Raw genomic sequence first — 26,162 nt, 5'->3', positions numbered from 1 at the left:
GGCGTCCATCCATGGTTGTCGGTGATGTTGAGACGTTTCATGCAGAATTCCGCTCCTTTCCCATGCTTTTCCTTAGGAGCAGTATAACCAGAGTGGGCACCGCTTATGCGAAGGTTAACTTTTCAATGAGCATGTATATAGTCGTGATATTCTCGTACGAAAATCCGTCAATCTCAGACATATATTTCGTAAGCGATTGGCTCACCGTTCTTTATCCAAACCTCGTACAATTTCTCCCCCGTTTCCTCATCTCTTACAAATCCCGCTATCCAATCATTTCGTTTCTCATCAACATACCTTAGAGTCTCAAAAAGCAGCGGATTCGGTAGTTTTTCCAGATGTTCTTCAGGCACAAGATAGTTGTCCAGCTCTTCGTGATAGAATTCGTACGCTTCATAACCCACCTCGTCAATGTTGACTGCTACGTTGAACGTTCTCTTCATTGTCCTTACAAACCAATCCATGTGTAACATCTTCTCGTCTCCTCTCAAATATATCCTTTTTCTTTCAGCGACAAATATCGTTCAGCGCAAACAATCAAATGGTCTAGCACATCAATTCCAACGATTCTTCCAGCCTCGACTAGGCGTTTCGTTACTTCAATGTCTTCCCTCGACGGCTCGCAATGACCGCTGGGATGATTATGGGCTACGATGATAGAAGCAGAGTTAGAGAGAATGGCAGCCTTCATCACCTCCCTCGGATGCACGATGCTTGAATTTAGACTGCCTACGTGGCAAACGTTGATGGCGGTCGGCTGATTTTTCGTGTCTAGACAAACAACGACAAACAACTCACGGTCAGCTTCAACAAGGAATGGCTTCAACAACTTGTACGCATCTTCCGGAGATTTGATTTGCCGCTCCTTGTACAGCACGCTAGACTCACGAACGAGCTTCAGGCTTACAATGTTGATGCGCTTCGCTGGCTGTTTGGCAAGCAACTCTCTTTCTAGCAACTCTAGCTGTTGGTGGTTGATGATTTGATACTTGCTCATCCTTTTCCCTCCTAAAACAAAAATAGCCCCAATTCTCCGAAAGGAATTGAGGCACTATGGACTGTAGATTCAAAATCATAATATATATTTGAAATCAAACTTAATACAGATTTGGGCAAAAAGAAAAGCCCCGCAGAGATTTCTCTCCGCGGAGCTTTTCGGCATTTCTCAGAGCAGTAGCTTTTAAATTATTCAGTAACAGTAAACTTAACAGTTGCTGTTTTACCATCTAACACGTAAGTTACAGTAAATGTATCTCCTGCCTCTACCTTTTGGATATCAACTCTATCAGTTCCATTGCCATCAACTTTGAATCGCTGAGCAGGATCTGTATCTACAGTTTTCTCTTTTATATTTGTAACAGTAATAATTGGTGCTGGATTCGCGATTTTAACACCATACTGATCAGTAACTTTTAGAACTGCACTCAAATCAGCAGCGTCATTATTATCATTTAACTTACCTACAGCAATCGAAGCTACGCCATTCTTTACAGCGTCAGTGAATTCAATTTTATCCGCTTTTGGTGCTACTTTAGAAACGACAATATCTTTTGTAAGTGTTACAGGAGCTTCTGCACCTTCTACGATAACAGTTACTTTCGTTGTAATTTCATCTTTTGTACCAAATTTGTTGTCACCGTTTGTTAATTTAACATCAAGTTTACCGTCTGTGAATGCAAGAACATTAGAATCAACAATTACATTATAATAATTTGAAGGTAACTCAACTTTCGTACCGTCTGCCTTTACGCCGTATACTTTAAGGGCTTTTGCGTGAGTGCTTTCATTGCCATCAGCATATAATTTTCCAATTTCGCCAATTTCGAATGAAGTAAATGCAGACTTTTCAATAGTGTTAAATGTTACTTTTAATGGGCTTGTTGCTACACCCTTAAATTCGTAAGTATCGTTCGCATTCTTTTCAACACGTTGTAACTCGAACGTTACTTCTTCTGAACCTTTTTCTAACCCCGTAATAGTAATCTTACCATCGTTGGCAGTAATCTCAGCCTTAGTTCCATTTTCTGCAACTTTTACAGCACCTTTTTCAGAGTCAGTTACAACAATTTTATATTTTCCGAGGTTATTATTTGCTGTATTTGTTAACTTGTCTTTCAAATCAAAAGTACGACCGTATTGGTCTTTAACAACAAGGTTAGAAAGACTAATTTCCACTTTACCATCTTTTGCTACGGTAGTTGTGACATCTTTAAGAGACTCAATAGTTGCTGCATATGCAGCTTCTTTGACATCGATAGTTAATTGAGAAACTTTCCCGCTTCCGACAACTGTAGCCACTAACACTTGCAATCCTTTTGTATCAGGTGCAGTGTACTCAAGGACAGCATTCCCAGACGCATCTTTTACAAGTTTGGCTTTATTAGTATTGAAGGTAACTTTACCTTCCAATGCTTCGTATTTTGTAACTGTATTTCCATATTGGTCAACGGCCGTAAACGGAAGTTTCACTTTTTCTCCAGCAGCTACGATTTCAGTTGGTGTACCTAAAGTGAAAGTATCAAGTGCTGGAGCGGCTTTCACGTTTACTTCAAACTGGGCTACTTTACCACTTGTTTTAGAAATGGCTGTAATAATGACTTTTCCACCATTTGCATAATTCGGACCAGCAGTAAATTTCAAACCAATTTTATCCTTATCCTTACCTTGACCATCGTATGCTTTATCAATTGCTAAAACTGACGGATTTGAAGAAGTGAACACAACATCGCCATTTACTTTTGATGCATTAACAACATTACCATACTGGTCTTTCGCATTTAATAACAACACGAAGTCACCAACAGCTAAGTCACCAGAAAATTCTTTTCCGTCTTTGTTATAAATACCAACGAATTCAACTGTATCTGTAGCTGAAGCATCGCTAATAGTTACAACACCTGAAACCACCGTGTTTGTTGAAACATTAATACCTGTTATAGCAACTTTATCTCCTGTTTTGAAATCAGATGTGTTTGTTAAAGTTAAAATACCTTTATCATCATCTTGAGCAGTAACACCGTTAGATGCTGTCCAACCAATAGAGGAAGCAAGTGGAGATTTTGTAATATCTTCTCCATATTGGTTAAACACACGGTAAGCAACTGTCGCTGTCTTCTTAGTACCATCTTTTGCAACAACTACTGGAGCAACTTCACCAAGGAGTTCGATTTTAGCTACTTTCTCATTTTCAACTTTAACAGAACCTGTAAGAGCTTGATCAGCAAGACCAGTTACGTTAACAGTGTACTCGCCTTCAAATAATTTGCTAGCAAGTTCAAGTTCAACAGATTTTTTATCCGCAGAGAAAGTAGTTTTTGCTACGTTTACAGTAACAGAACCTTTTTTCACTTCAAACTTAGCTTTAGTGTCATCAACAGCTTTGTTGAAAGTTACTTTTAAAGTTTTAGCGTTAATCGCACTTACACTCTCAACCTTCGGCGTCAATGCCGCTTCATACGCCGCATTGGCGTCTTTTGCTGCTTTTTGCAGTTCAGCTTTGAACGCATCGGTTACTTTCGATACATATTGGTTGACTTGGTCAAGCGCGGCTTTCGCTTTGTCCAAGTTGCCGGCTTTGACAGCGTCTTGCGCTTCACGCGCTTTCATGGCAACGGTGATGTCGTAGATCAAGCTGTCGCGCAGTTTTTGCGCTTCGTCTTTGAATTGCGAGCGAAGCAGTTCGCGCGTCGTTTGGCCGTAGACGCGATCCAGGATGACCGTGCGCGTTCTGAGCTCGTACGAAATTTTGTGGTAGAGCTCTTCTGCCTTTTTCAAGTCTTTTGCTTCGACAGCTTTCGCCAGATCTTGACGCAGACCGTCAAGCTTGACTGCGTAGTTGTAAGCGTCGATGTACGTAGCCACGCGCGCTTCGCCCGATTTCGGGTTGGCTTTGAATACATACGTTTCGTATGTAGCTTGCAAATCAGCCAAATACGCGTCTTTTTTCGCGCCGCCGGCTTTGTTCACGACAGCAACCGCGTTTGCATACGCTTGTTTTGCTTTGTTGTAGGCGGCATATACATCTTTAATGTCCGGGAATTGGCCCGTTTCCGTTACCTTATGGCTGTACGTATAGTATGCTTCTTTCATTTTCGCTTTCGCTTGGCTGACGACCGTCGCCACGTCCGTTGCTGCTTGGGAAGTGTGCGGGTTGGCGGCGACGAAAGCGCTCGCTGCTACAGCGCTGGCTGTGGCGAGTTTGACTGCTTTCTTTTTGTCCATAAAGCCTAAAATCCCCCTTCGTTTTTATGAAACTTTAAGACAATGATCCTAAACGGCTACCGTTTAGTAGATTCATTGCCTAAAAGGTGCTAACATGAACCAAGATCATCCTGTGTGTCCAGATGATAGACTTATTAGCAAGGCTATCATCCAGTGCTAGCACTTTCACATCATTCCTTAATGTCCTACGTCTTCTATAATAATACATTTTTTTTCTAAATTCTAGCCCTAAATACAAATTTTTTAGAGAATATGCCATTGAAATTATTGCCATCGATGGCGACATTGATATGAATATGCCTGTAACAGAAATTTAGAACAATATTTTGGCAGTTTGATGGTTTTGGTTGGCAAACATTTTGCGCAAAAACATCAATCGTTTTTCTTCACCGTGACGTCCATCGGTTGGCCAATCGTCATTTTGACGACGTCATAGCGGTCATTCAGGTACAAATCGAGAAAGCGGAACTGTCCTGCGAATTGTTCCGGGCTGTTCGTGATGGAAAATTGCAGCTGCATGGCGTAATCGCCGCTGTTGGCGAGCTGTTCGGCGATTTTTCCGATCTCTTCCTTCGGCACGTTGTACGCTTTTAAGTAAGAGATCGAGTCGGCGATCGCTTCGGCGTTGTCGTTGAAGAAAATGGAGAGCGTCACCGTGGCGCCATCGATGCGGCCTTCAAGCGGCAATGACATATTTTGGCCGTATAAGTACCAGCCGAACAGGCGATTTCCTTTTTGCCGCTCAATGACGAACGGAACGGATTCATTTCCTGCCTGAAGAATGTATTGCCCTTTCAATGAGCGGGCGACAAGGGCGAGAAGTTCGTCTTTTGTGAACGGCACGTATTGGATGGCGTCCCCTTGTTTGGCATACAGTCCACCGCCGAGGCTGTAATAGACGGCGCTGCCTGCCCGTTTTTGGCTGTAGACGCGATACTCGCGTCCTTGTTTCGCCGTCATGGCGGACTGCCATGCTGCTCCGTTCAAGCGGTATAGGGGCGTGTCGCGCAAAATGACGACTTTGCCAATCATGCCTTGTTTCCATTGGACTTGCCCCCATTGGACGGAGGCGTCAACCGTTTGCCCATTTCCTCCGAGGGCGATGGCGGCGGCGAGGCAGATGGCGGCTGCCATTTGGGATGCATGTTTCATCTTCGTTTTCCTCCTCATTTTGGTCATCGTTGTCGTTCCAGCATGCTAAAAGAACCGCTTCGCCCCCAAGTACCGCTGTTTCCAATATGGTTGGTCGAGGCGGCTCGTCGTCACGCCAGTCGAAGCGCCGCTATGAATGAACTGGCCGTTGCCGATATAGATGCCGGCGTGCGACGGGCTATTCGTGGTCGTGGCGAAAAAGACGATGTCGCCGACTTCCGGGGAGGAAACCGATGCGCCTGCATTCCACATCAAGGCGACGGTGCGCGGGATGGGGACGCCTTGTTGCTGGAACAGGTAGAAAATGAAGCCGCTGCAGTCAAATCCCTCTTCCGGTGTCTCGCCGCCCCAAACGTACGGGACGCCGAGCAGTTCGGCCGCATCGGCGACGAGTTCGATGACGTCCAGCTTCGCCGCAGGGGCTTGTCCGATCAGGCGCTCGTATGTTTCGCCGTCAACAATGCCGGTTGCGGGGAGTTGGGCCGCTTGTTGGAAACGACGGACGGCATCGGCGGTGGCGGTTCCGTAGTAGCCGGTGATGTCCGTCCAGAAGTAGCCGAGTTCTTTGAGCTTCGTCTGAATGCGCTTGACGTCTTCGCCGAGCGCGCCGATTGAGAGGCGAACCGCCAGGCGCTCGCGCTCGATCGGTGCAGGCGGGGGTGTTTTCGCTTTTACTGCGCTCGCAAGGAGGGCAACGGTTTGGTTGTCGACCGCGCCGGTCACTGGCAGGCCGTTGTCGCGTTGAAAGCGGCGGATGGCGTCGGCCGTCAGCACCCCATAGTAGCCGGTGATGTCCGAATACGTAAAGTAGCCGAGTTGTTTGAGCTGTTGCTGCAGCTCGCGGACGTCGTCGCCGCGCGCCCCAACGGTCAGCGCCGCAGACGGTGAGGGCGAGGAACCTTCTTCTTTTTGCTTCAGCCGCTCAAGCGTCGCCCGGTCCGCCCGCCCGGTGGCGGGAAGCCCGTTCGCCCGTTGAAACTGCTTCACGGCATCGGCCGTCACCGCGCCATAGTAGCCGGTGATTTGCGGATAGCGAAAATAGCCGAGCTGTTTCAGCCGGCGTTGCAAATCACTGACGGCCGCACCGCGGGAACCGATGGCGAGCGTGTCGTTTGACGCAGGCGCGCTTTTGAGCTTCGCGTAGGTGGCGTCATCGACGATGCCGGTGGCTGGCAAGTTCATCGCCCGTTGGAACGCTTTGACCGCTTCTTCGGTAATGGCGCCAAAGTAGCCGGTCACTTGCGGATACGTGAAAAAGCCTTTTTCTTTCAAGCGCTGCTGGAGCTGTTTGATTTCAGGAGAACTCATGCCTTTCTTCCATTCCGCCGCCTGGCTGTCATCCGGGGCAAGAAAAAAGGACGAAACCATGGCAGCGGCAAAGAAGGCGTGATTCGGTTTCACGGATGCGTCCTCTCCCTTCGCCGCTCCTTCCGTTTGTTGTCGTCTTGTCCTGAGTGGATGTTCAAGATGAGGCGCGGCAATGTTCTATATTTTCAGTATATCGTATGAAAGCCATGAAAGGAAATGCTTTTTTCCATTGGGAGAAGAAAGAAGATCATGAACCGGAATGGGGTGTTCCCCGTTTCGGACGCGACAGATTGGCGAACAAGTGCGATACATGCCGGTCATCGACAAGGTAAATCGACTGCAGCACTTCATAAATGAGCTGTTTTTCCATCTCCAGCCATTCATCTGCGCGGATCGGGATGTATTTTTGCCTCGGTTCATTCCATTCATAAAGGGCGACGGTAAACTTTTTTTGGCGAAGATCAAGCTTGACGATAAACATGTAAAGATGGCTCGTGCATTTAAATACAAAATAGAGCTGAGCTTCCTTTGAGCAGGTGATCGTGCGGAACAGCGCCTCGCCTTCCGATGCAAAACGCATCCGTCCACCTTCGTTTTTCAGCGAGCGCAGCGAATCAGTGAAACTGGCCGGGGCGATCGTTTTCAGCCGCACGGAAAACGGATTTTTCATTTCCTTAATATAGATATGGTACATTTTTTGGGCGTGCTTCTCCCCGTTTCGTTCACAAATGACAAAATCGGCAAGATAGATGTTCACCTTGACCCCCTCTTTTTGGTTCATAGTTTCCTATTTTTAACTAATTGTACTATGTCCTTCCTGGGCAAAAAAAGAGGCCGAACGACGAAATCACGGACAAATCCGTTCTGATTTAGAAACAAAGAGAGAAATGGGCGAAAAAGGAACAATCATTGGCTCCACGCTTTTCTATCTTTAAATAGTAATGATGAAAAGCGTGGTGACGAACGATGACAAACTTGGGGGAGACGCTCAAACAACTGCGAAAACAACGGCGCTGGACACAGGAACAGCTGGCCGAGCAGCTGAACGTGTCGCGTTCGCAAATCAGCAAATGGGAAAACGGCAGCCTGCTTCCTGACATTCAATCGCTCGAAAAGCTATGCCATTTGTTTAACGTCAGCGCTGATTTTTTACTCGGCAGCGAACTCGGACAGCGGGAAGTGCTGCGGGAAGTGAAGCGGCTGTATGGGGAAACGGAAATGGGTGAAAAGACGCTCGCTGTCGTCGATTATGTGCTGCGAAACCGCGAGATCAGCGACGCGGTGTACACGTTGGCGAAATTGCCGGAGAAAAAACGAAAACATGTCGAAACGATGCTGATCACGATCATTAAAGAGTGCGCCGAAGCCCTCGGCTGACTCCCGCCCTTCGACAAAAAAAGCGCTAACATCGGCTGCTAGCGCCATCGTTGGGGAGTCTTGCGAGGACACGTTCTTTCTCTTGGGGATTCGTTAAGAAAGGAATGAATGGGGAAACAAATCATCAAAACGGGAGAAAGGGAACGGATTCAGTGGCCCTTTACGGAAGTCGCGAATCCGTTTAGACGTGCTCCGGCCATTCCCGTGTTTTGCCGGAGTGGAGAAATTGGACGGAATCCGCGACGACCTCGGTCACATAGACGCGTTGGCCGTCCTTTTTATCGTAGCGGCGCGTTTGGATTCTCCCCGTCACCGCCACCATCGATCCTTTTCGGCAATAATTGGCGGTACGTTCCGCTGTTTTCCGCCATAAGACGCATGGAACGAAATCGGCATCAATCCCTCCTTCCGCGTTGCGGAAATTTCTCGCCACCGCCAAGGTGACGGTCGTCACGGCTGCTCCTTCGGCTGTGTAACGGAGCTCCGGGTCTTTCGTCAACCGCCCGACAAGCACCACTTGATTGACCATACGCCGGCGCATCCCTCCTTTCCATCCACCGCATCCTTATGATAAACGATCGCGTTTTTTGCCGTAAAACTGCGATTTTTGCATTTTTCTGCGCAATCTATAAGTACAATCCCCGGCAAATGCGGACAATGCGCCAGCAATAGCGAAGCAAAATGGCGTTTTTGTCATTTCGCAGCAAAATATGTGGATGGCTTTGGCGGAGACAGGCGCATCATCCTGTTTTTCTTCCCTTCGTTGGCTATGGTATAATCATGAATAGACAATCGTGATGAGGTGGGCGACCATGAAAACGTTCAAGCTTGTCGGGCTCTCGGTGATTGACGAGGGGATGCACCGCCGGGACATTCCGTTTATTGACGGCCTGATCATCAATAAGGAAGACGGGCAAAACCGCTGGCTCGTCGAGGCGTATTTGGATGATGAATACGAACCGGTATTTGCCGGATTGAAGGAGCGGACTGAGTTTCAGCTGCAAGTGACGATCACCAACCCGGGCAACGATCCGGCGAACATGCTTGTTGCCGTCCGTTCGATCACGAAAATGAACGGCCATATTAGCGTGCTGATGGAAGGGTTGATGATCCCGCGGCGGACTCATTTGGCTGAAATGGTATTGGCCGGCCTTGTTGAGAAAGGGTTGCAAGGCGAGGCGCTGCTCAAAGAATTCCGCCAGCAAATGGATGAGCGGCAAGGCGTGAGAGCGAGGGACGGACGGACATAATAAAAGGCTAGAGAGCGCGACTCTCTAGCCTTTTTGTATATCCATCGAGATCGGACGGCCATCAAACGTGGGCAGCGAAATCGACATGCACAAACGAAACCGGACAGTGTGGGCAGGTCGCCGATACGCGCCATTGACGCGCGACAGCTTTCATTCACTGACGCATCCCTCGCCAAAGCGAATGCTGTCCATGTCCATTGGCATGGACAGCTTACCATTCACTGTGAACGCGTTCCAGCGAAACGGTCTGAACCGGGCGGGCGGTGACGATGTAGCGCTTCGGGGCGCGGCCGATGAGACGGAACGGATAGCACGTCGTCACCGTCAACGTCGGACGTGCCTTGTTGACGAGAACGGTCCGATCATCGTCATCGACGATGCGGATGCGGACGATGCGATAATGAACAGCTGTGTCCGCCGCCCGGATGACGAGGGCATCACCGATCCCTAGTTCCCCAAGGCGGCGAAACACCGTGTCGCGATGCCCTGACAGCACGACATGCCCCTTTCCCCCCGGCCAAGCGCTGGCCGGGTAATGGCCGGCGCCGCGGCGCAGCTCTTGCTCGCGGACGCCTTCGTATACCGGGATCGCCACCCCGAGCTTCGGAATGACCAGCTCGCCAAGATGCGCCCCCAGCGGAGCAGCGGCTTGTTCAACCGGACGGCGGGACGCGTGGGCGGCTTCGGCCGCCGATGATGGAGACGAGTCCAAGGCAGGCAAGCGGACCGCCTCTTGATTCGCTGCTTTCCAGCCAACGATGTACCAATAGCCGTTCCAACCTGCTGTTGCCGCTCCGATGGCGAAAACGGCTGCGGCCGCCCAGCGGGCAGCTTTGCGTTTCCATCGATACCGAGGCGCATCTTTTTTCCACACTGTCTGCTCCCTCTTCACAGCCGCTCACCCTTTAAGGCGCCCCGCCCGCCGGTAAAGGAGAGCGCCTGCGACAGCCAGCAGCAACCCGGCCGCCGCCTGCGGCAAATACGGCGACGCCGTATCCGGCAATTTTTCTCCTTGCATCATCCCCTTCATCTCAAGCGCCAGCAGCCCGGCTTCAATCCCTTTCTCCCCGGCGCGGACGATGTAGCCGGACGTCAACATGTCCCTTGTCATCGCGATATCGGCCATTTCTTCACCTTGGCGGTTATACAATTTCACGTCGATCGTCTTCGTATCGGCTGCAGCGGCCGCTGACGGCTCCATCTCCCGCCCGTTGACATAGTACTTGGCCTCAAGCTGCAGCAAACGAAGCGCTTTTTCCCAAAGGGCTCGCAGTTCGCGACGTTGCTCATCCGTCCACGGCCCCTCGGTCTGCTCAAACGGGCGCAGCTGCGCACGAAGCGCCAAAAGCCGCCCAGCCAATTGCGGGTCGTCAATCGAGGCGATGTGGCGGGTGAAGGCGCGTACTTCTTGTTCCGTCATCCCGAGCACCCCAAGCAAGTCGTTGATTTGCTGCATGGCGGCGTTATGCTGTGAGTAAAAGCGGACGGCCCGGTCTAAGTCTTCAACAAATGTGTAGTCTTGCACCGTTTCGCCAAACTGGCCGAGCAGCGCCTCGAGCTCCTCGACCGTCAGCCGGTGCCGACGCAAAACGGCATGAAGCCGCTCGTCAGTGATGGGCGTGCCGAGCCATTGTTTCATCTCATCCATGGTGCGAAAATCGGCGGCTGTCAAGCCGTATTGATCCAAATAAGCCAACAGGTCGCTCACTGTCCAGCCGACGCTCTCAGCATACTGCTCAAGCTCGCTTCGGCTGATGGCCGCCGCCCCAGCCGGAAACGAAGCGAAAACGGCGACAAGCACAGCCATTCCTAGCCATTGCCGCATTCGGTCTTCCTCCCTTTCGCTTTCTTTGACGTACATTGGTAGTATTTTCCGAACATGCCGCTCTTATGTACGCCAACCAGCGAAAAAAGAAGAAAGCTTGGCCTAGAGCGCTTGAACGTTCTCCCACCTACGCAAACGCTTAGAGATGGGAGATTCTCGGGGACACCTGCTATAAGGCAGACTGCCAGCCAGACCATCCCCGTCTGTCCCTGTGACTTGGCTGTTCCAACGAAGTCCTTCTTTCAAGATATTTTGAGCGGCGTTAGGGGACATCCATGATGGAAGACGCTGATTCATTCCCCCCTTCGGCTGATCGCGTGAAAGCGGGGGCTTCTCGGTACATAAGAACAGGCGCCCGAGTTTCGGACGCCTGTTTCGCGTTAGGAAAGGTGGCTTACGGTTGCCTGTTGGAAGTAGGCGTTGTACAATGCGCGCACCGCCTCGTTGACGACGTCTTCTTTGACGCCGAACATCATGCTCACTTCGGACGATCCTTGGTTGATCATCTCTAAGTTGATGTTGGCATTGGCAAGCGCCGTCACCGCTTTGGCCGCCATCCCGACCGTTTTTTCCATCCCTTCGCCGACCACCATGATGAGCGCCAGTCCGTATTCCACATTGACTTCGTCGACCGCCAGCTCCTCGCGAATGCGGGCTAAAATGCGTTCTTCTTTTCCGTCCGCGAGCTGGCTCGCCCGCAAAATGATCGACATGTTGTCGATGCCGGATGGCGTATGTTCATATGAAATGCCTTCGTCTTCTAAAATTTGCAGCACGCGGCGGCCGAATCCGATTTCGCGGTTCATTAAATATTTGCTGATGTTGATGCTGCAAAAGCCTGTGTCGCTCGCAATGCCGGCGACTGGTTCGTCGATATGATTGCGCTTGGCGACGATCCACGTGCCTGGAGCCGCCGGGTTGTTGGTGTTTTTGACGCAAACGGGGATGCCGGCGCGGTAGACGGGCTCCAGCGCCTCGTCATGGAAGACGGAAAAGCCGGAATACGACAGCTCGCGCATTTCCCGATACGTAATTTCCTTCAACTTGCGCGCATCAGCGACGATCGACGGGTTGACGCAATAAATCGAATCGACGTCGGTAAAGTTTTCGTACACGTCCGCTTTGACGCCCGCGGCAACGATCGAGCCCGTAATATCCGACCCGCCGCGCGGGAACGTGACGATATGGCCCGATCGGGAATAGCCGAAAAATCCCGGGATGACCAAAACACCTCGACGTTCGCGCAGCTGCTTCAGTTTGTCGTACGACTCTGGGAGCACTTGGGCGTTGCCTGGCTCATCAGTGACGATAATGCCGGCTTCCAGCGGGCTGACGTAGCTCGCCTCAAGCCCGCAATCTTGCAGATAGAGCGCCATGAGCCTTGCGTTATGGTCTTCGCCGCTCGCTTTCATGGCGTCAAACAGGCGGGGCGGATCGTTCCGATAGGCGCTGATTTTGGATTGTAAGTCATCCACAAGTTCAGCCAAAAATCCATCAGCTTCCAACTCAAGTTCATCTACAATGTCGGCGTATCGTTTTGTGATTTCTTGCATCGTTTGTTCATATGGCTCATCCGCTGCCACCTGTTCGGCGAGCCGAATGAGCATATCCGTCACTTTCACATCATCTTTATACCGCTTTCCAGGAGCTGATACAACGACGATGCGGCGCTCGATATCCGAGCTGACGATGTCGGCCACTTTACGGAATTGTGCAGCGCTCGCCACCGAACTTCCACCGAATTTAGCTACTTTCATCGTTCATGACCCTTTCTGTCGAAAGTATCTATAATTGTTTATCATATCACATTTTTCCGCCCATGGAACTATTCATTTTTTAGAAATTTCCGCCAACGTCCCAAAACGCCGCCATCGCCGGCCATGACTCTCTTCAAAACAGATGGCGCCGTGCTTCGTCAATGGAAAGACGGTGCTGCAACAGCCCCCCCGCCTTGACAAACGGATGATGGTTCAGCACAGCGCCGTTTTTCCATCGTTCCTCCTCAATTTTTTCCGAAAACGGCCGCTCTGCCTCACGTTTGTGCCACATTGCCGCGGCGGACGTTGGCGATTCCTTCTTTGCAGACGCCATACGGCAGCCACGAGCAGTTGCGGCATAACTCGTCCAAATCATCCGGCTTGACCCGTTCCGCCGTCCGCCGGATCAGTTCAGACTTCCAATACACATTGCCCGGCTCCAAACCTAAATGGCGAATGACGTTTCCGTCAAGCGAACGGACGTGGGCATCGGAATTGGGGCCGGCTTCACACGTTGTCTCTCCATGATGCGGACAGGCGAGGCACGCCTCATCGAGCGCCGCGACGACTTCAATCGGGAAATCGTCGTGTTCATCGCGAATGCGGGCCACGATCTCCCACATTTTTTCCACGAACGACGGGCTGTAGCCCATGCCGCGAAACCCGTGCACACAAAGCAAATGGTGGCCGCGCAGACGCAACGGCTTCATGCTCCTCTCTCCTTTCCTTCGTCTCGTTCGAGCATATGACAGGCGCGTGAAAATATGCCTGTCGCGCCGTTCTTTCATCTCTAAAATCATCATACGCCAACTGGTCCCTAGCAGCAATCATGTATTTGACCGGCGCCTTTCCAACTTCTTTTTCATTCAAGGATGGGGAGCAACATGGTACAATGAAAGCGGCAACTTCGCAACGAAAGGAATGGCGAATGATGACGAAAGACGAAGCGGCACGTTGTCTTTCCGTTTTGCTTCACGAACTGACCAAACCATGGCGAAAAGAAAAAATCCATTCCGATGTGCTCGAAATCATTATGAAACTGCGCATCCAGGCAGCGGATGACGAACGCTATATGAATAATTTGCTCAGCAACATCGCCTTCGCCGGCGAATCGGCGCATGCGTTAAAGCAAATTTGGAGCTACATGCTGCGTGAGCAAACGTTTCTAACGCCACAGACGATCGAGGCGATGCTCACGGACGCCCAGCAAGCGATCCGGCGCCGGCTGTCAGAGATGACGGCCCGCTATGAGCGTCCGTTTTTGTCCATCGATGACCCGCTCGAGCGGAAACGCCAGCTTGAGCGCTCCTACGGTGCGCTTCTTTTGTTCAACCGGATCGCCACCGACTTTTTGCTTGAGTTCGTCCGCGAAGAAAACGAAACGGCAGCGAGCGTCTTTTTCGCCGCCGACCCGAACGAGGCGATCGAAGTGTTCCATCATCTTTGCAGCGTCTACGCGAGCCGCTGGCTGGAAGGCCTGGAAGTCGATTGATGGACAAAGATGACGAGTTTCTCGATAAAGCCCTCGAAGGGTTTACGATGTTCGCTCTAAACCAAGGCGAAGTGTGCACATGCCCGTCGCGCGCCCTCATCCATGAGTCGATTTACGACGCCTTTATGGAACGGGCGCTTGAACGCGTCAAGCAAATCAAGCAAGGCAATCCGCTCGATACGGAAACGATGATCGGCGCCCAAGTCTCCTCCGAACAGCTCGAGAAAATTTTGTCATACATCGACATCGGCAAACAGGAAGGCGCCGAACTTTTGATCGGCGGCGAGCGGAACATGCTCGAAGGAGAACTGCCCGGCGGCTATTACGTCAAGCCGACCGTTTTCAAAGGGCATCACAAAATGCGCATCTTCCAAGAAGAAATTTTCGGCCCGGTGCTCGCGGTCACGACGTTTAAAGATCATGACGAAGCGCTTTCGATCGCCAATGAGACGCTGTACAGCCTTGGCGCCGGCGTCTGGACGCGCGACATCAACACCGCGTACCGCTTCAGCCGCGGCATCCAGGCCGGCCGCGTGTGAACGAACTGCTATCACATTTATCCGGCCCATGCGGCATTTGGCGGCTACAAGATGTCCGGCATCGGCCGCGAAACGCACAAAATGATGCTCGACCATTACCAACAAACGAAAAACTTGCTCGTCAGCTATTCGCCGAAAAAACTTGGCTTGTTCTGACATTGGTCCACCTGCTCTTCCACAGCATTTTGCCCACTGTTGCATCCATTGCCGCCAAAACCACGCAAACGCCTTTTGATGATGGAATGGAAAACAACGCAGCAACCATTCCATTCGACGAATCCAGCGCAGCTGCGCCAGGCCGGCGCCTGTCTTTGACCGTGATGCAAAAGGAGGTGCATCCGATGCCTCATTGAACCGAAAGTCATCGCCACCGAAGCGGCGTTAAAATTGATTGAAAAATTAAAGGCGAAATACGGCCCACTTATGTTCCATCAATCCGGCGGCTGCTGCGACGGCAGCTCGCCGATGTGCTACCCGCTCGGTGAGTTGATCGTCGGCGATTCCGACGTGTTGCTTGGCGAAATCGGCGGCTGCCCGTTTTACATCGCCAAGGCGCAATACGAATATTGGAAGCATACACAGCTCATCATTGACGTCGTTCCCGGGCGCGGCGGCATGTTTTCACTGGAAGGCCCGGAAGGCGTCCGCTTTCTCACCCGCTCGCGCGTCTTCGGCCAAAGCGCGGATGCAGGTGCGCCGTAGCTGCCCATTGCGGGATGCCGCTGTGAACCCGCCATGTGCGATGCATGAATCGCTTGGCCAATGAAAAGCACGGAGCTCGACCGCTCCCCTTCGCCCCCGTTCCCAGATGCTTTATCCCCTTCGGAGCGGTTTGTTCGTCGCAACAAAAAAATGGCGGTCCGCCACCTGACCAAATGAGGCGCGGTCCGCCATGTCCTTTTCTTTACAGACCCGCGAGCGAGAAAGCCCACTCCTTGAGGAGTGGGATGAAAGCGAGCCGTTTTCTTATATTGAATGATGATGAAAAAAACGGTATCATGTAATCGTCGCAAGGAGGTGAATCCATGCCGACCATCACACTAAGGCTGGAACTGCACAACCCAACGAAAGTCAAACAGGATATGTATGAACGGATGACAGAAGTGAATACCGCGTTTGCGAATTGGCTGTTGGATCATCCCGAGCTGAATCAAGCGACGAGCAAAATTTTTAAAGCGTTTTCGTCGCAGCGGTTTCCTTCCGCCGTCGTGAATCAAACGATTCGAGAAGTGAAGTCCCAAAAGAAAAACCAGAAAACAAAGAAGTTTCGAACATTCTGGTGTTGCTTTAACAACCAAAACGTAAAGGTGGAAAAGAAAGGAGCGTTCTACACGGTTTCCTTCCCCACACTGGAGAAGCGAATTGGCGTGCCGGTCGTCACGCGCCCCTATCAAGAAGCATGGCTGAATCGGCTGCTTAACGGAACTGCTAAACAAGGGGCAGCCAAGCTCTACAAAAAGAGAAAGAAATGGTACTTGGCGATCGCGATCACCTTTGAAGTCAAGCCGCGGCACGAAACAAAGGTGATGGGCGTTGACGTTGGGCTTCGCTATATCGCTGTGGCCAGCGTGGGAACGAAATCACTGTTTTTCAAAGGGAACCAATGCGCCTTTGTACGCCGACGATATGCGGCTTTGCGGCGAAGGTTGGGCAAAGCGAAGAAGCTCCATATGATTCGCAAAATCGGCCGCAAAGAGTCCCGCTGGATGAAGGATCAAAATCACAAAATCAGCCGTCAAATCGTGAATTTTGCGCTCGCCAACGGTGTTGGCGTGATTCGAACGGAAGCGTTGACGGGGATTCGCAAGCGGGCAACATCGGCCAAAGAAGCGGGGCGAAGCCTTCATGCTTGGGCGCTTCATCAACTGCAAACGATGATTGCCTATAAGGCGGAAATGGCGCGCATTCGCGTTGAGTGGGTGAATCCAACCTACACGAGCCAAACGTGTAAATGTGGTTATCGAGAGAAAGCGAACCGAAACGGCATCCGCTTTCGATGCCAAAGGTGTGGATACACTCTCCACGCCGACTTGAATGGCGCCATCAACATCGCCAAAGCGATTTCGGGCTTCGCCGTCTAACCTAGCGCACTGGTCACAGGTGCGCCGCCCATGGGGGTACATCCTAACCCGATGGGATGGGGTGATGACACACCCCTGAACTTGGGCGTTGTCCGAACCAGAAATGGATGAGGACGTGAGCGACCCAAGAATCCCACGCCTTTAGGCGTGCGGAGTGTCAATCAGCCTCTTTTGCCTGCTTCATCGCCTCTGCCCGATCAGACAAGACAATCCGTTTCAAGCCGAACACGAAAAGCAAGCCGACCGCGATAAACGTGAGCCCGAACCAAAAGACCGCCTGCAGGGAATCGACAAGCGACTGCTTCAGCACCGGCACGAACATGTCCCGAAGCGGCGCTGGAATTTTCGCCATCGCTTCCGGACTGAGCAAGACAGAATACAAGCCTTGCGGGTCGGTATGGATCATATCGGCAAAGCGGTCGACAAGCCCTTTCGCCCGCGCCGGCAGCGCTTCGAGCTTTGGCATGAGCCGCTCGTCAAGCAAGGCTCTCGACCGGTGGTTCATGATGGCGCCAAGCACCGTCATCCCAAACGTCCCGCCAATCGAGCGGAAAAATTGGCTTGAAGATGTCACCACGCCAAGCTCCGATTTCGGAAAGCTTTCTTGCAAAGCAAGCGTCAAAATCGGCATCACGAGCCCTGTGCCAAGACCGAGAATGATCATATACATCGTCGCCGTCCATTTCGACGTCTCGACATCCATCGTGCCAAGCAGCCCGAATGCGGACGCCATAACGGCCATGCCGATGATCAGCTGCGGCTTCACTCCGATCCGGTATACCAGTCGACCGCCAAGGACGCTGCCGATGATCATCGTGATCATCATCGGCGTCATAATCGTTCCGGATTGGGTGGCGCTCACACCGACAATGCCTTGCATAAAAAACGACACAAACATAATCGCGCCGAACATACCGACGCTCATAAAAAAGCCGATGCCGTTTAACAACGTAAACGTCCGGTTGCGGAAGAGCCAAAGCGGAAGGATCGGCTCCTCCGCCCGTTTTTCCGCCCAAACAAACAAAGCGAAAAAGACAACCGCGGCCGCAAACAACGAAACGATTTGCCACGACCCCCACGGATATCGGTCGCCGCCAAACGTCAACCCCAACAACAAGCTGACGACGCCCGCCGTCAACGTCGCCATCCCGGCGATGTCAAATTTCACCGGCCCTTCGGCTTTATATTTGCTTAACCCCATCGCAATCAGCACCGTGGCGAGAATGCCGACCGGCAAGTTGATGTAAAACACCCAGCGCCAGTTCAAGTGGTCGACGATAAAGCCGCCGATTTGCGGGCCGAGCACTGAAGCGAGACCGTACAAACCGCCGAACACCCCTTGCCATTTCGCCCGCTCCTTGCCGGTAAACACGTCACCGATGACAATCATCGCCATCGGCATCATAATCCCGCCGCCCAGTCCTTGAATGCCGCGGTAAACGATGAGCTCGGTCATATCATTCGCCATGCCGCAAAGCGCTGAACCAACCATAAAAATGACCAACCCGCTCACATAGACAATCCGCCGGCCCAATAAGTCGGCGAGCTTGCCGGCGATCGGCACGACCGTCGTTGACGTCAACATATACGCTGTCGTCAGCCACGTCATAATCCCCAATCCGTGAAGCTCCCCGACGATGCGCGGCATCGCCGTGCCGACGATCGTCCCGTCTAATGCCGCAAACAGCATGGCAATGATCAGCCCGGTAATGAGCAACGGGCGATGACGAATGGTGCTCGTCGGCACTGCTATCGCTTTTTCCATACTTCTCTCTCCCATCCGTTTTGTCGTTGGTATTCATCCATTTCTTTGACCAATGCATCCAAAGCCGGTGCGAGTTGAGGCGTTTGTTGATGACGCAAATACAACAGCAGCGCTTCGACGATATAGACGCGGGGCGGCGCGTGCCGTCCAAGCAGCTCCTCCTCCAGCGCTGCTATGGCTTCGAGCACATCGCTTGCCTGCTTTGGATCGAGATCGTTGACAGCCTCCCGGACGGCGGCGAACGCGGAAGCCAGCCGCTCCCGCTGACGCTCTCGCTCCTGCTCCTCCATCTTCACCCATGGCGCAAACGACTCTTCCGTCAAAAGCGGACGCTCCTCAGCCGTGAAGCTAGCGACAATGGCATCAAGGCGGCGCATGAGAAAACGAGCCGCCTCGTCCGCATCAAACGCCTCCTCGCGAAAAAAGAAGTAAAACAAATATTGCCGGATGATGCCGTTCGTCATCATGGCCACATCATACACATACGGACCAACCGCCTCGCCATAGACCTCCGTTAGGCGCGTGCAATACCATAAAAAAAGGCGCCCATGCTGGCGAAACATATACCGCTCCACTTCCGGATTGACTTTCGGCAATTGTTCCGACATGATCATGCGCAAAAAGTCTTTGTACTCGCGAATGTGAGAAAAATGGGCCGCCAACTGGCGGACAAACCGCTCCTTTTCCGGGCCATCCCCGCCGGATGCCGTGAAATCTGCGACCATTTTTTCGCTGTAATAGCGAAGCACTTCAAGCAATAATTCCTCCTTCGAGGCGAAATGATGGTAAAACGCCCCTTTGGAAATGCCCCACGCCTCGACCAAATCTTGAATCGAGGTGGCATGATACCCTTTTTCCGCAAACAGTTTCATCGCGGTTTCAATAAAGCGAACGCGCCGTTCATCCATGGCAACGACTCATTCCTTTCCCATTCGCTCTCATCCATTGCCGGTACGACGGCAACACCGCGCGCGGTTTCACGACATCAACCCGTACGCCGCGCTGTTGCAGCCATTCTACCAACCGTCGAACATGGATCATTGTCCTCGCCTCCATATCACTTATGACCAAATGGTCAAAATAATTATAAACCAACGTCATAAAGATACGCAACTCAAAAACGATTTTTTTGACCAATAGGTGGATTTTTTGCTAATTCCATTGAACAATCGGTCAATATCCCTGCCTTCAAACAAAAAACGGCCCCACCGCCTGATTGAAGACGGTGAACGGCCGTCCTTGCTATTCGATCGCTCTCGCCGCAAGCGCCAACGCGCCTGCGATGCCGGCGTTGTCGCCAAGCCCTGGAAGGACAATATACTCATCAATCCGTCGCAAAATCGCCTCATGCTCGACATACCCGTTGAGCAGTTCCTGCACATAGCGGCGCACAAGCGGCAACACGTGCGTCTGTTTCATGACGCCTCCGCCCGTGATCACCTTTTTCGGCGATAACACGAGAATGTAGTTGGCAATCGCCTGGGCAAGATAAAAGGCCTCCAACTCCCATACTTCACGGCGGTCCGCCAATTCCGCCTCTTTTTTCCCCCAGCGCCGCTCAATCGCGGGACCAGACGCCATCCCTTCTAGACAGTCGCCGTGGTATGGACAGACGCCGGCAAACGCGTCATCCGGATGGCGGCGGACCAAGATATGCCCCATCTCCGGGTGAAGCAGCCCATGCAACAGGCGGCCCTCGACGATTGCCCCAACGCCGATACCCGTTCCGACCGTCATGTACAGGCAGCTGTCAAGCCCTCGCGCCGCCCCCCAGCGCTGTTCGCCAAGCGCCGCCGCGTTGACATCCGTGTCAAATCCGATCGGCACGGGAAAATGCTGCTTCATCGTGCCGACAAAATCAAACTGTGCCCACGCCTGTTTCGGCGTGCTCGTAATATACCCGTACGTCGGACTGTCCGGACGCAAATCAACCGGGCCGAATGACCCGATCCCGATCGCCTCCACGTTGTGGGGGCGGAAAAAATCGATAACGTGCGCCATCGTCTCTTCCGGCGCCGTCGTCGGAAACACCGCCCGCTCATGAATGTTCCCTTGTTCATCGCCGATGGCGCAGACAAATTTTGTGCCTCCGGCTTCAATGGCTCCCAAAATCATATGTACGCCTCTCTTTCTTCATCTGCATCTTTTGTTGTATCTATTTTACTGGAAAAAGGGAGAGGATATCAATGACAAAAAGCTGCGGATCAGCGGTTTTTTGAAACATAGGGAAATCGATTCTATTGTCCGCCGGGGTTGTTGATCTACACCGCTGATCGGCTCACCCCTTCACCGACCCCGCGAGCAAGCCGCGGACGAAGTATTTGCCGTGGAAAATGTACACAAGCAAAGTCGGCAGCGCGGCGAGCAAGACGCCTGCCATTTGCACGTTCCATTGGACGATTTGACTGCCGGATAAGTTTTGCAAGGCGACCATGATCGGCTGTTTGTCCGATGTCGTGATCGTCACCGCGAACAAAAACTCGTTCCAAATGTTTGTAAACTGCCAGATCGCCACGACGACAAATCCAGTGATGGACAAGGGGAGCATAATATAACGAAAAATACGGACAAACCCAGCGCCGTCGATTTTCGCTGATTCAATCATCTCATCCCCTTCGCGAATGAGCCAGCGGATGATTTCCGCTTCATGCAGCCCTTCGCCGATGTCAGGCAATTTAAATTCGTAGATCATGCCATATCCCCTTCCCCTTGTTCTCATGCTGTGATGGGAAACAAACACAATGGTGCAGCATCCATGGTGCGGTGATCATGAGGAAACATAGGAGTTAAGCGCTTACAAAAAACGTGGTGACCATTCGTTTTTTCTACCAAAATATAAAATGAATATTTTAAATTTTTAAACCTACAAGATTTATGATAGTCTATAGATTGTCAAACTGTCAATATAAGGAGAGCAGACATTTTTCGCCCGCTTCGACAATCATCGACAACCCCTTCTATTATCGCAAAATAATAATTCCTGGTTCGATTTGACCGAAACACCGAGAACAGGCTCAACCGCTGCTGATTTCAGTGATGGGTAGGCAGTTTTCCGAAAAACATGGAAGGACGTGAAACATGGCTGTCTCGTACCAATGAGCGGAAATGGTTCAAAAAAAGTTAATTGTACGAGGTTTCTCTAAGAAGAATGAATAAGTTCAATGGTATTTTGCAATACATCACTCGTCTTATAAGAGGAGGAAGCAATATGCGCCTTGCCACGATTCACCATATCGCTTTGATTTGCTCGGACTATGAACGATCAAAACGATTTTATACAGAAATTCTCGGATTTCGCCCCATCCGGGAGCAATACCGCGCTGAGCGCCGTTCGTACAAACTCGATTTGGAGGCTGATGGCGGCATTCAGCTTGAGCTATTTTCCTTTGAAAACCCGCCGAAGCGCCCAAGCTACCCGGAAGCGTGCGGACTGCGCCATCTTGCTTTGGCGGTGGAAAACCTCGATGAAGTCATTGCCTACTTGCGCCAACACGGCATCGATCCCGAACCCGTCCTCGTTGATGAAGCGACCGGCAAACGATTCACCTTCTTCCAAGATCCGGACGGGCTGCCGATCGAGCTGTATGAAAACTAGAGAGAAAAGCACAGTTGCTCCATGACGATGACAAAACGAAGCCTCTCCGTTGATTTGTGGTACAATGGGGGCGATACAAATGAAGGAGGCCAAACAACATGATTCGATTCGCAACCATCGGCACAAACTGGATCACCGAAGCGTTTATTGGCGCCGCGCGCCTCGTCGATTCCTTCGAACTCGCCGCGGTCTACTCGCGAACCGAGGAGACCGCAAAGCAGTTTGCCGACAAAGTCGGGGCGCCGCGGACGTTCACGGACTTGCAAAAGCTGGCCGAAAGCGACGGCATTGATGCCGTCTATATTGCCAGCCCGAACGCACTTCATGCCAAGCAGGCGATTTGGCTCATGAACCACGGCAAGCACGTCTTATGCGAAAAACCGCTCGCCTCCAATGCGAAAGAAGTCAAAGCGATGATCGAAGCGGCCAATCGAAACGGCGTCGTATTGATGGAAGCGATGAAGGCGACGTTGCTTCCCACATTCCGGTCCATCCGCGAGCACTTGCCGAAACTCGGCCGCATCCGCCGCTATGTGGCGAACTATTGCCAATACTCATCGCGCTATGACGCCTATAAGCAAGGAACGGTGCTCAACGCCTTCAACCCCGCTCTCTCGAACGGGGCGTTGATGGACCTTGGCGTCTATTGCCTGTACCCGATGGTCGTTTTGTTCGGCCAACCCCGCAGCGTGAAGGCGCAAAGCGTGAAGCTCGAATCCGGCGTTGATGGCGAGGGCTCGATCGTGCTCGATTACGGCGACATGGACGCGGTCGTCTTTTATTCGAAAATCACGAACTCACACTTGCCTTCGGAGATTCAAGGGGAAGACGGAAACATGATCATCGACGCCATCCACACACCAGCCAAAGCGGAAATCCGCTACCGCGACGGACGCGTCGAGGACATCACCGCGCCGCAGGACAAGCCGCCGATGTATTATGAAGCACAAGAGTTTATCCGTTTGATCGAAAACGGAGAACACGAATCGGCCATCAACTCGCACCGCCATTCGCTTTGGACGATGGAAATCATGGACGAAGCGCGAAAACAAACCGGCATCGTGTTCCCAGCCGACGAGCGATAATAAAAAGGTTCCAACCTAGTCTTCCTGGGGCTCGGTTGGAACTCTTTTTCTTTCTGTCTCATTGGATTTCCTTGGCTACCGATAAGCCATGGCTGTCACCTTCTGCTAAAATACGGACCAAGCCATCCGCTTTCATGCGTCATGACAAACGTCCAGTTGAACTCACTGTCCACCACATATAGATCGATTTTGTCGTTTTCCGTTGCCAGATCGGCGGCTTTCAAGCCGGACGCATCCTCCACGGTGAACGCATCGTCGCCATGTTGAAAGAAAAGATAGCAACACGTTTTCTCTTCTTGATCAAACGCCATTTCCGCTTCTTCTCCTGTGAAACAGCCTCTCATCCCATAGCTGAACACATGCCATAAGTAGCCGTTGACTCCATTCCGATTACGAAGGTGGATGTGTTGTTTTTCTTCCTCGGTCAAATGGCCGGCAAACACCTCTTCCCACTGTTGTCGCCATTGCGCTCCGAACCCGGACTGTTTGCGGATTTTGATGTTTCGGCGAGCTAACTGATGAAATAACTCCATTTCGTTTCTCCTCCAGTGACCTAATGTGGCACCGCCTTCATCGATGTGCTCATTTCGTCTATCAACAAGATGGCTTCTCACCATCTTCGTCACGCTGAGCGGTTTTCGTCCGCCCAGCCAATTCCCCGTTTCCGTCCGCACTTCGACGAGCAGTTGCTGCGCACCGTATGCAAGATAGTTTCCCCGCTCTTTGCGCCTGCCTCGCTGCACCGCCCCTATTCCCCCGTCTCGGCAAACCGGCGGATGCGCGCGCCGATTTCATCGCGGACGCGGCGAAACACCGCGAGTTTCTCCTCTTCGGTCCCTTCCGCTTTCGCCGGGTCGTCAAAGCCCCAATGGACGCGCTTCACGTGCGGCGGTGTGACCGGGCAGTGGTCGGCCGCATGGCCGCACAGCGTCACGACCAAATCAGCGCGGTTGAGGAGATCCGGGTCGATGACATCAGACGTTTGGTTCGAAATGTCGATGCCGACTTCCTTCATCACTTTCACCGCATTCGGATTGAGGCCATGCGCTTCAATGCCGGCGCTGTGCACTTCCCATTCCTCACCAAGAAGTTGTTTCGCCCAGCCTTCCGCCATTTGACTGCGGCACGAGTTGCCGGTGCATAAAAAGTATATGACTTTTTTCTTCATCGCTGGTTCCCACCTTTACGTTGATGTTGGATTGCCCGAAGAAAAATACTTTCGCTGAAACGCCAATGCTACGTTGACAAGCGCCAGCATCACCGGCACTTCAATGAGCGGACCGATAACTGCCGCAAACGCCGCGCCCGAATGAATGCCAAACACCCCAACGGCGAGGGCAATGGCCAGCTCAAAGTTGTTGCTCCCCGCCGTAAACGCCAGCGTTTAAAGTCAGCACCCGCAGCGGGCCGCGGGATTCGCTGTCTCGATTTTGCGAATGTTTTCGTCTTGGTCCGGAACGTATGACAACACCGCTTGCAGCAGGGAGTAGTATTCGCTTTGCGGCCGGAGCGAATAATACACCCATTGCCCCCTCCGCTCCTCTTGGATCAGCCCGGCGTCTTTCAACTTGCGAAGATGCTGGCTGATCGCCGGCTGGCTGGTCGAAAACACCTCAAGCAGCTCGCACACACAGCACTCCCGCTGATTCAAAATCGCCAAAATCGTCAACCGCGTCGGATCGCCGAGCAGCTTCAACACCCGAGCGGCTGCTCCTATCTCCATTGCGAGTTGCGGCATATCACCCCTCCATTCATCATCATATCATGATTTGCTTATATAAAAACGAACATCCGTCATGAAACGGCCACGCCGACCAATGAAATGGTTTCCGTCAATCAGATTAAATAATTATATAAGTTAACCATGATGTATCGACAAAAGCAAGAAAAGCGAGCGTGCCGCATGTTTCCGCCGCACGCCCGCCAATGTCAGTCCATCCGCTTTTTCGCCGCCGACAGAAGATCGATTGCCTTCGTCCCCACCCCGACGAATGTTTCCAAAATCGCTTGCGCCCCAGCGATCGAAAAAATAAAAATGAACGGCATGGCGATCTTCGGGATGAATAAATACCCAAGCGCGAGAAAAATCGCGCTCCACACCCCCGCGCACCAGTAACAGTTCAACAAATAGCCGAATTTCGATTTCGGCACTTTTTTGATTTCCGTATGGCCGTCCTCATGCCGGATTGTCTCTTTTTTCATAAACGGATTGCGAATGAATTCGGTGATCTTATCAAAGACGATCAAGTGGGTGAACCTATAGCTGGCCAAAATGATCATGATGTACGTCATCCAGTCAAGTTCGCGAAGCATGGTGGGTTCCTTTCTTTTTCCATCTTTTTCTTTAGTATGAACCAAGATGCGTTTCTTTATGACCTCCGATGGTTAATGGAGCCGGTCGAGGGAACAAGCACGTTGTTCATTCCATGCGCTTGCAAGGCCTCCAACGCCCCTAAGGCCATTTCGTCATTATGGGCAAAGACCGCTTGAATGTCTTTATGGCTTTGCAAAATGTTTTCCATGACCGACAATCCTTTGGCCCGGTCAAAATCTGCCGCCTGTTTGGCCACGACTTTCATCCTATTTCGCGCAGGAGACTCCCACTTCAACGACCAAAGGGAGTAAGTGGGAGAGGAATGCGCGTTCCCCCTTTCTTTTGTGTATGATAGAATAAAGGCGTGGAGAAAACCGTTCAATAAAGGCACTCCAATCACG

At 51.8% G+C, this 26,162-nt stretch carries 27 protein-coding genes and 4 pseudogenes; 8 read left to right on the top strand and 23 right to left on the bottom strand.

Annotation, left to right across the window (positions count from 1 at the left end):
- Positions 1-173: 173 nt before the first annotated feature.
- The 6 genes from IKE44_RS07710 to IKE44_RS07685 form a co-directional block, all read right to left on the bottom strand.
- The gene (locus tag IKE44_RS07710) at positions 174-464 is read right to left on the bottom strand and encodes a hypothetical protein (RefSeq protein ID WP_287465521.1); all 291 of its coding nucleotides are present in this window, start codon (positions 462-464) and stop codon (positions 174-176) included.
- Between the two features lie 23 nt (positions 465-487).
- Positions 488-997, bottom strand: coding sequence for a JAB domain-containing protein (locus tag IKE44_RS07705; protein ID WP_287465519.1), 510 nt, complete (start codon positions 995-997; stop codon positions 488-490).
- A 188-nt stretch (positions 998-1,185) separates the two neighbouring features.
- Complete coding sequence (locus tag IKE44_RS07700; protein ID WP_287465517.1) at positions 1,186-4,221, bottom strand: hypothetical protein; 3,036 nt, start codon at positions 4,219-4,221, stop codon at positions 1,186-1,188.
- Positions 4,222-4,593: 372 nt separating this feature from the next.
- Positions 4,594-5,373, bottom strand: coding sequence for a hypothetical protein (locus tag IKE44_RS07695; protein WP_287465516.1), 780 nt, complete (start codon positions 5,371-5,373; stop codon positions 4,594-4,596).
- A gap of 45 nt (positions 5,374-5,418) precedes the next feature.
- Entirely contained in the window at positions 5,419-6,774 is a 1,356-nt protein-coding gene (locus IKE44_RS07690) for a C40 family peptidase (RefSeq protein WP_287465514.1), read from the bottom strand.
- A gap of 154 nt (positions 6,775-6,928) precedes the next feature.
- Complete coding sequence (locus IKE44_RS07685; RefSeq protein WP_055358122.1) at positions 6,929-7,438, bottom strand: hypothetical protein; 510 nt, start codon at positions 7,436-7,438, stop codon at positions 6,929-6,931.
- 209 nt (positions 7,439-7,647) lie between these two features.
- Between IKE44_RS07685 and IKE44_RS07680 the strand changes: the two genes are divergently transcribed.
- Positions 7,648-8,058: a helix-turn-helix domain-containing protein gene (locus tag IKE44_RS07680; RefSeq protein WP_049624694.1), complete on the top strand. Its 411-nt coding sequence runs from the start codon at positions 7,648-7,650 to the stop codon at positions 8,056-8,058.
- 181 nt (positions 8,059-8,239) lie between these two features.
- Here the strand turns inward: IKE44_RS07680 and ssb are convergent, their stop codons facing one another.
- Positions 8,240-8,587 carry a single-stranded DNA-binding protein gene (ssb, locus tag IKE44_RS07675; protein WP_287465512.1) on the bottom strand — a complete coding sequence of 116 codons (348 nt, stop codon included), beginning with the start codon at positions 8,585-8,587 and terminating at the stop codon, positions 8,240-8,242.
- Between the two features lie 283 nt (positions 8,588-8,870).
- Between ssb and IKE44_RS07670 the strand changes: the two genes are divergently transcribed.
- Positions 8,871-9,308, top strand: coding sequence for a YwpF-like family protein (locus tag IKE44_RS07670; RefSeq protein ID WP_033013755.1), 438 nt, complete (start codon positions 8,871-8,873; stop codon positions 9,306-9,308).
- A gap of 211 nt (positions 9,309-9,519) precedes the next feature.
- Here the strand turns inward: IKE44_RS07670 and IKE44_RS07665 are convergent, their stop codons facing one another.
- From IKE44_RS07665 to IKE44_RS07645, 5 genes are all read right to left on the bottom strand, one after another.
- A complete protein-coding gene (locus IKE44_RS07665; RefSeq protein WP_287465510.1) occupies positions 9,520-10,182 on the bottom strand; it encodes a class D sortase in 663 nt (220 codons plus the stop codon).
- A 24-nt stretch (positions 10,183-10,206) separates the two neighbouring features.
- A complete protein-coding gene (locus tag IKE44_RS07660; RefSeq protein ID WP_033013753.1) occupies positions 10,207-11,133 on the bottom strand; it encodes a processed acidic surface protein in 927 nt (308 codons plus the stop codon).
- A 380-nt stretch (positions 11,134-11,513) separates the two neighbouring features.
- Positions 11,514-12,890, bottom strand: a complete 1,377-nt coding sequence (locus IKE44_RS07655; protein WP_033013752.1) for an aspartate kinase — start codon at positions 12,888-12,890, stop codon at positions 11,514-11,516.
- A 133-nt stretch (positions 12,891-13,023) separates the two neighbouring features.
- Positions 13,024-13,182 (bottom strand): hypothetical protein, encoded by a 159-nt coding sequence (locus tag IKE44_RS07650; RefSeq protein ID WP_155266779.1) that lies wholly within the window; start codon positions 13,180-13,182, stop codon positions 13,024-13,026.
- The gene (locus IKE44_RS07645) at positions 13,166-13,600 is read right to left on the bottom strand and encodes a DUF1284 domain-containing protein (protein ID WP_033013751.1); all 435 of its coding nucleotides are present in this window, start codon (positions 13,598-13,600) and stop codon (positions 13,166-13,168) included. Before IKE44_RS07645 ends, IKE44_RS07650 begins: the two co-directional genes overlap by 17 nt.
- A gap of 221 nt (positions 13,601-13,821) precedes the next feature.
- Between IKE44_RS07645 and IKE44_RS07640 the strand changes: the two genes are divergently transcribed.
- From IKE44_RS07640 to IKE44_RS07625, 4 genes and pseudogenes are all read left to right on the top strand, one after another.
- Positions 13,822-14,382 carry a hypothetical protein gene (locus IKE44_RS07640; RefSeq protein ID WP_287465507.1) on the top strand — a complete coding sequence of 187 codons (561 nt, stop codon included), beginning with the start codon at positions 13,822-13,824 and terminating at the stop codon, positions 14,380-14,382.
- A 5-nt stretch (positions 14,383-14,387) separates the two neighbouring features.
- A pseudogene (adh, locus tag IKE44_RS07635) lies at positions 14,388-15,077 on the top strand (aldehyde dehydrogenase); the annotation flags it as partial.
- A gap of 192 nt (positions 15,078-15,269) precedes the next feature.
- Positions 15,270-15,623, top strand: coding sequence for a DUF779 domain-containing protein (locus IKE44_RS07630; RefSeq protein WP_287465523.1), 354 nt, complete (start codon positions 15,270-15,272; stop codon positions 15,621-15,623).
- Between the two features lie 323 nt (positions 15,624-15,946).
- A complete protein-coding gene (locus tag IKE44_RS07625) occupies positions 15,947-17,002 on the top strand; it encodes an RNA-guided endonuclease TnpB family protein (RefSeq protein WP_121650010.1) in 1,056 nt (351 codons plus the stop codon).
- Between the two features lie 157 nt (positions 17,003-17,159).
- Here IKE44_RS07625 and IKE44_RS07620 read toward each other — a convergent pair whose 3' ends face one another.
- From IKE44_RS07620 to IKE44_RS07600, 5 genes and pseudogenes are all read right to left on the bottom strand, one after another.
- Positions 17,160-18,767 carry an MDR family MFS transporter gene (locus IKE44_RS07620; RefSeq protein ID WP_287465505.1) on the bottom strand — a complete coding sequence of 536 codons (1,608 nt, stop codon included), beginning with the start codon at positions 18,765-18,767 and terminating at the stop codon, positions 17,160-17,162.
- On the bottom strand, positions 18,752-19,675 hold the full coding sequence (locus IKE44_RS07615) for a TetR/AcrR family transcriptional regulator (protein WP_055358827.1): 924 nt from the start codon (positions 19,673-19,675) through the stop codon (positions 18,752-18,754). The genes IKE44_RS07620 and IKE44_RS07615 overlap by 16 nt, the downstream gene beginning before the upstream one ends.
- Positions 19,668-19,808: a hypothetical protein gene (locus IKE44_RS07610; protein ID WP_033008215.1), complete on the bottom strand. Its 141-nt coding sequence runs from the start codon at positions 19,806-19,808 to the stop codon at positions 19,668-19,670. The genes IKE44_RS07615 and IKE44_RS07610 overlap by 8 nt, the downstream gene beginning before the upstream one ends.
- 201 nt (positions 19,809-20,009) lie before the next feature.
- Positions 20,010-20,882 carry an ROK family protein gene (locus IKE44_RS07605; RefSeq protein WP_287465503.1) on the bottom strand — a complete coding sequence of 291 codons (873 nt, stop codon included), beginning with the start codon at positions 20,880-20,882 and terminating at the stop codon, positions 20,010-20,012.
- A 163-nt stretch (positions 20,883-21,045) separates the two neighbouring features.
- Positions 21,046-21,378: pseudogene (locus tag IKE44_RS07600) on the bottom strand (carbohydrate ABC transporter permease); the annotation flags it as partial.
- A gap of 597 nt (positions 21,379-21,975) precedes the next feature.
- On the opposite strand from IKE44_RS07600, the gene gloA2 reads away from it, so the two are divergent.
- Both gloA2 and IKE44_RS07590 read left to right on the top strand, forming a co-directional pair.
- Complete coding sequence (gloA2, locus tag IKE44_RS07595) at positions 21,976-22,362, top strand: SMU1112c/YaeR family gloxylase I-like metalloprotein (protein ID WP_287465502.1); 387 nt, start codon at positions 21,976-21,978, stop codon at positions 22,360-22,362.
- Between the two features lie 98 nt (positions 22,363-22,460).
- On the top strand, positions 22,461-23,447 hold the full coding sequence (locus IKE44_RS07590) for a Gfo/Idh/MocA family protein (protein ID WP_287465500.1): 987 nt from the start codon (positions 22,461-22,463) through the stop codon (positions 23,445-23,447).
- 95 nt (positions 23,448-23,542) lie between these two features.
- Here the strand turns inward: IKE44_RS07590 and IKE44_RS07585 are convergent, their stop codons facing one another.
- From IKE44_RS07585 to IKE44_RS13835, 6 genes and pseudogenes are all read right to left on the bottom strand, one after another.
- Positions 23,543-24,190, bottom strand: coding sequence for a DUF4275 family protein (locus IKE44_RS07585; protein WP_287465498.1), 648 nt, complete (start codon positions 24,188-24,190; stop codon positions 23,543-23,545).
- A 5-nt stretch (positions 24,191-24,195) separates the two neighbouring features.
- On the bottom strand, positions 24,196-24,615 hold the full coding sequence (arsC, locus tag IKE44_RS07580) for an arsenate reductase (thioredoxin) (protein WP_011232692.1): 420 nt from the start codon (positions 24,613-24,615) through the stop codon (positions 24,196-24,198).
- A gap of 15 nt (positions 24,616-24,630) precedes the next feature.
- Positions 24,631-24,831: pseudogene (locus IKE44_RS07575) on the bottom strand (arsenic resistance protein); the annotation flags it as partial.
- Positions 24,832-24,837: 6 nt separating this feature from the next.
- Positions 24,838-25,185 (bottom strand): ArsR/SmtB family transcription factor, encoded by a 348-nt coding sequence (locus tag IKE44_RS07570; RefSeq protein WP_020755926.1) that lies wholly within the window; start codon positions 25,183-25,185, stop codon positions 24,838-24,840.
- Positions 25,186-25,376: 191 nt separating this feature from the next.
- Positions 25,377-25,760, bottom strand: a complete 384-nt coding sequence (locus IKE44_RS07565; RefSeq protein ID WP_033006683.1) for a DUF1360 domain-containing protein — start codon at positions 25,758-25,760, stop codon at positions 25,377-25,379.
- Between the two features lie 92 nt (positions 25,761-25,852).
- Positions 25,853-26,162 (bottom strand): annotated as a pseudogene (locus IKE44_RS13835) (substrate-binding domain-containing protein); the annotation flags it as partial.

It is taken from the genome of Geobacillus sp., assembly GCF_017515625.1.
GTDB classification, from domain to species: domain Bacteria; phylum Bacillota; class Bacilli; order Bacillales; family Anoxybacillaceae; genus Geobacillus; species Geobacillus stearothermophilus.
The sequence above is the reverse complement of the archived record's forward strand: the minus strand, read 5'-3'. Positions and strand labels throughout refer to the sequence as shown.

What these genes read in the sequence shown, in the direction of transcription:
- IKE44_RS07710 (WP_287465521.1), bottom strand. Translation starts at nt 464, where the DNA reads ATGGATTGGTTTGTAAGGACAATGAAGAGAACGTTCAACGTAGCAGTC.
- IKE44_RS07705 (WP_287465519.1), bottom strand. Translation starts at nt 997, where the DNA reads ATGAGCAAGTATCAAATCATCAACCACCAACAGCTAGAGTTGCTAGAA.
- IKE44_RS07700 (WP_287465517.1), bottom strand. Translation starts at nt 4,221, where the DNA reads ATGGACAAAAAGAAAGCAGTCAAACTCGCCACAGCCAGCGCTGTAGCA.
- IKE44_RS07695 (WP_287465516.1), bottom strand. Translation starts at nt 5,373, where the DNA reads ATGAAACATGCATCCCAAATGGCAGCCGCCATCTGCCTCGCCGCCGCC.
- IKE44_RS07680 (WP_049624694.1), top strand. Translation starts at nt 7,648, where the DNA reads ATGACAAACTTGGGGGAGACGCTCAAACAACTGCGAAAACAACGGCGC.
- ssb (WP_287465512.1), bottom strand. Translation starts at nt 8,587, where the DNA reads ATGGTCAATCAAGTGGTGCTTGTCGGGCGGTTGACGAAAGACCCGGAG.
- IKE44_RS07670 (WP_033013755.1), top strand. Translation starts at nt 8,871, where the DNA reads ATGAAAACGTTCAAGCTTGTCGGGCTCTCGGTGATTGACGAGGGGATG.
- IKE44_RS07660 (WP_033013753.1), bottom strand. Translation starts at nt 11,133, where the DNA reads ATGCGGCAATGGCTAGGAATGGCTGTGCTTGTCGCCGTTTTCGCTTCG.
- IKE44_RS07655 (WP_033013752.1), bottom strand. Translation starts at nt 12,890, where the DNA reads ATGAAAGTAGCTAAATTCGGTGGAAGTTCGGTGGCGAGCGCTGCACAA.
- IKE44_RS07650 (WP_155266779.1), bottom strand. Translation starts at nt 13,182, where the DNA reads ATGTGGCACAAACGTGAGGCAGAGCGGCCGTTTTCGGAAAAAATTGAG.
- IKE44_RS07645 (WP_033013751.1), bottom strand. Translation starts at nt 13,600, where the DNA reads ATGAAGCCGTTGCGTCTGCGCGGCCACCATTTGCTTTGTGTGCACGGG.
- IKE44_RS07640 (WP_287465507.1), top strand. Translation starts at nt 13,822, where the DNA reads ATGACGAAAGACGAAGCGGCACGTTGTCTTTCCGTTTTGCTTCACGAA.
- IKE44_RS07625 (WP_121650010.1), top strand. Translation starts at nt 15,947, where the DNA reads ATGCCGACCATCACACTAAGGCTGGAACTGCACAACCCAACGAAAGTC.
- IKE44_RS07620 (WP_287465505.1), bottom strand. Translation starts at nt 18,767, where the DNA reads ATGGAAAAAGCGATAGCAGTGCCGACGAGCACCATTCGTCATCGCCCG.
- IKE44_RS07615 (WP_055358827.1), bottom strand. Translation starts at nt 19,675, where the DNA reads ATGGATGAACGGCGCGTTCGCTTTATTGAAACCGCGATGAAACTGTTT.
- IKE44_RS07610 (WP_033008215.1), bottom strand. Translation starts at nt 19,808, where the DNA reads ATGATCCATGTTCGACGGTTGGTAGAATGGCTGCAACAGCGCGGCGTA.
- IKE44_RS07605 (WP_287465503.1), bottom strand. Translation starts at nt 20,882, where the DNA reads ATGATTTTGGGAGCCATTGAAGCCGGAGGCACAAAATTTGTCTGCGCC.
- gloA2 (WP_287465502.1), top strand. Translation starts at nt 21,976, where the DNA reads ATGCGCCTTGCCACGATTCACCATATCGCTTTGATTTGCTCGGACTAT.
- IKE44_RS07590 (WP_287465500.1), top strand. Translation starts at nt 22,461, where the DNA reads ATGATTCGATTCGCAACCATCGGCACAAACTGGATCACCGAAGCGTTT.
- arsC (WP_011232692.1), bottom strand. Translation starts at nt 24,615, where the DNA reads ATGAAGAAAAAAGTCATATACTTTTTATGCACCGGCAACTCGTGCCGC.
- IKE44_RS07570 (WP_020755926.1), bottom strand. Translation starts at nt 25,185, where the DNA reads ATGCCGCAACTCGCAATGGAGATAGGAGCAGCCGCTCGGGTGTTGAAG.
- IKE44_RS07565 (WP_033006683.1), bottom strand. Translation starts at nt 25,760, where the DNA reads ATGCTTCGCGAACTTGACTGGATGACGTACATCATGATCATTTTGGCC.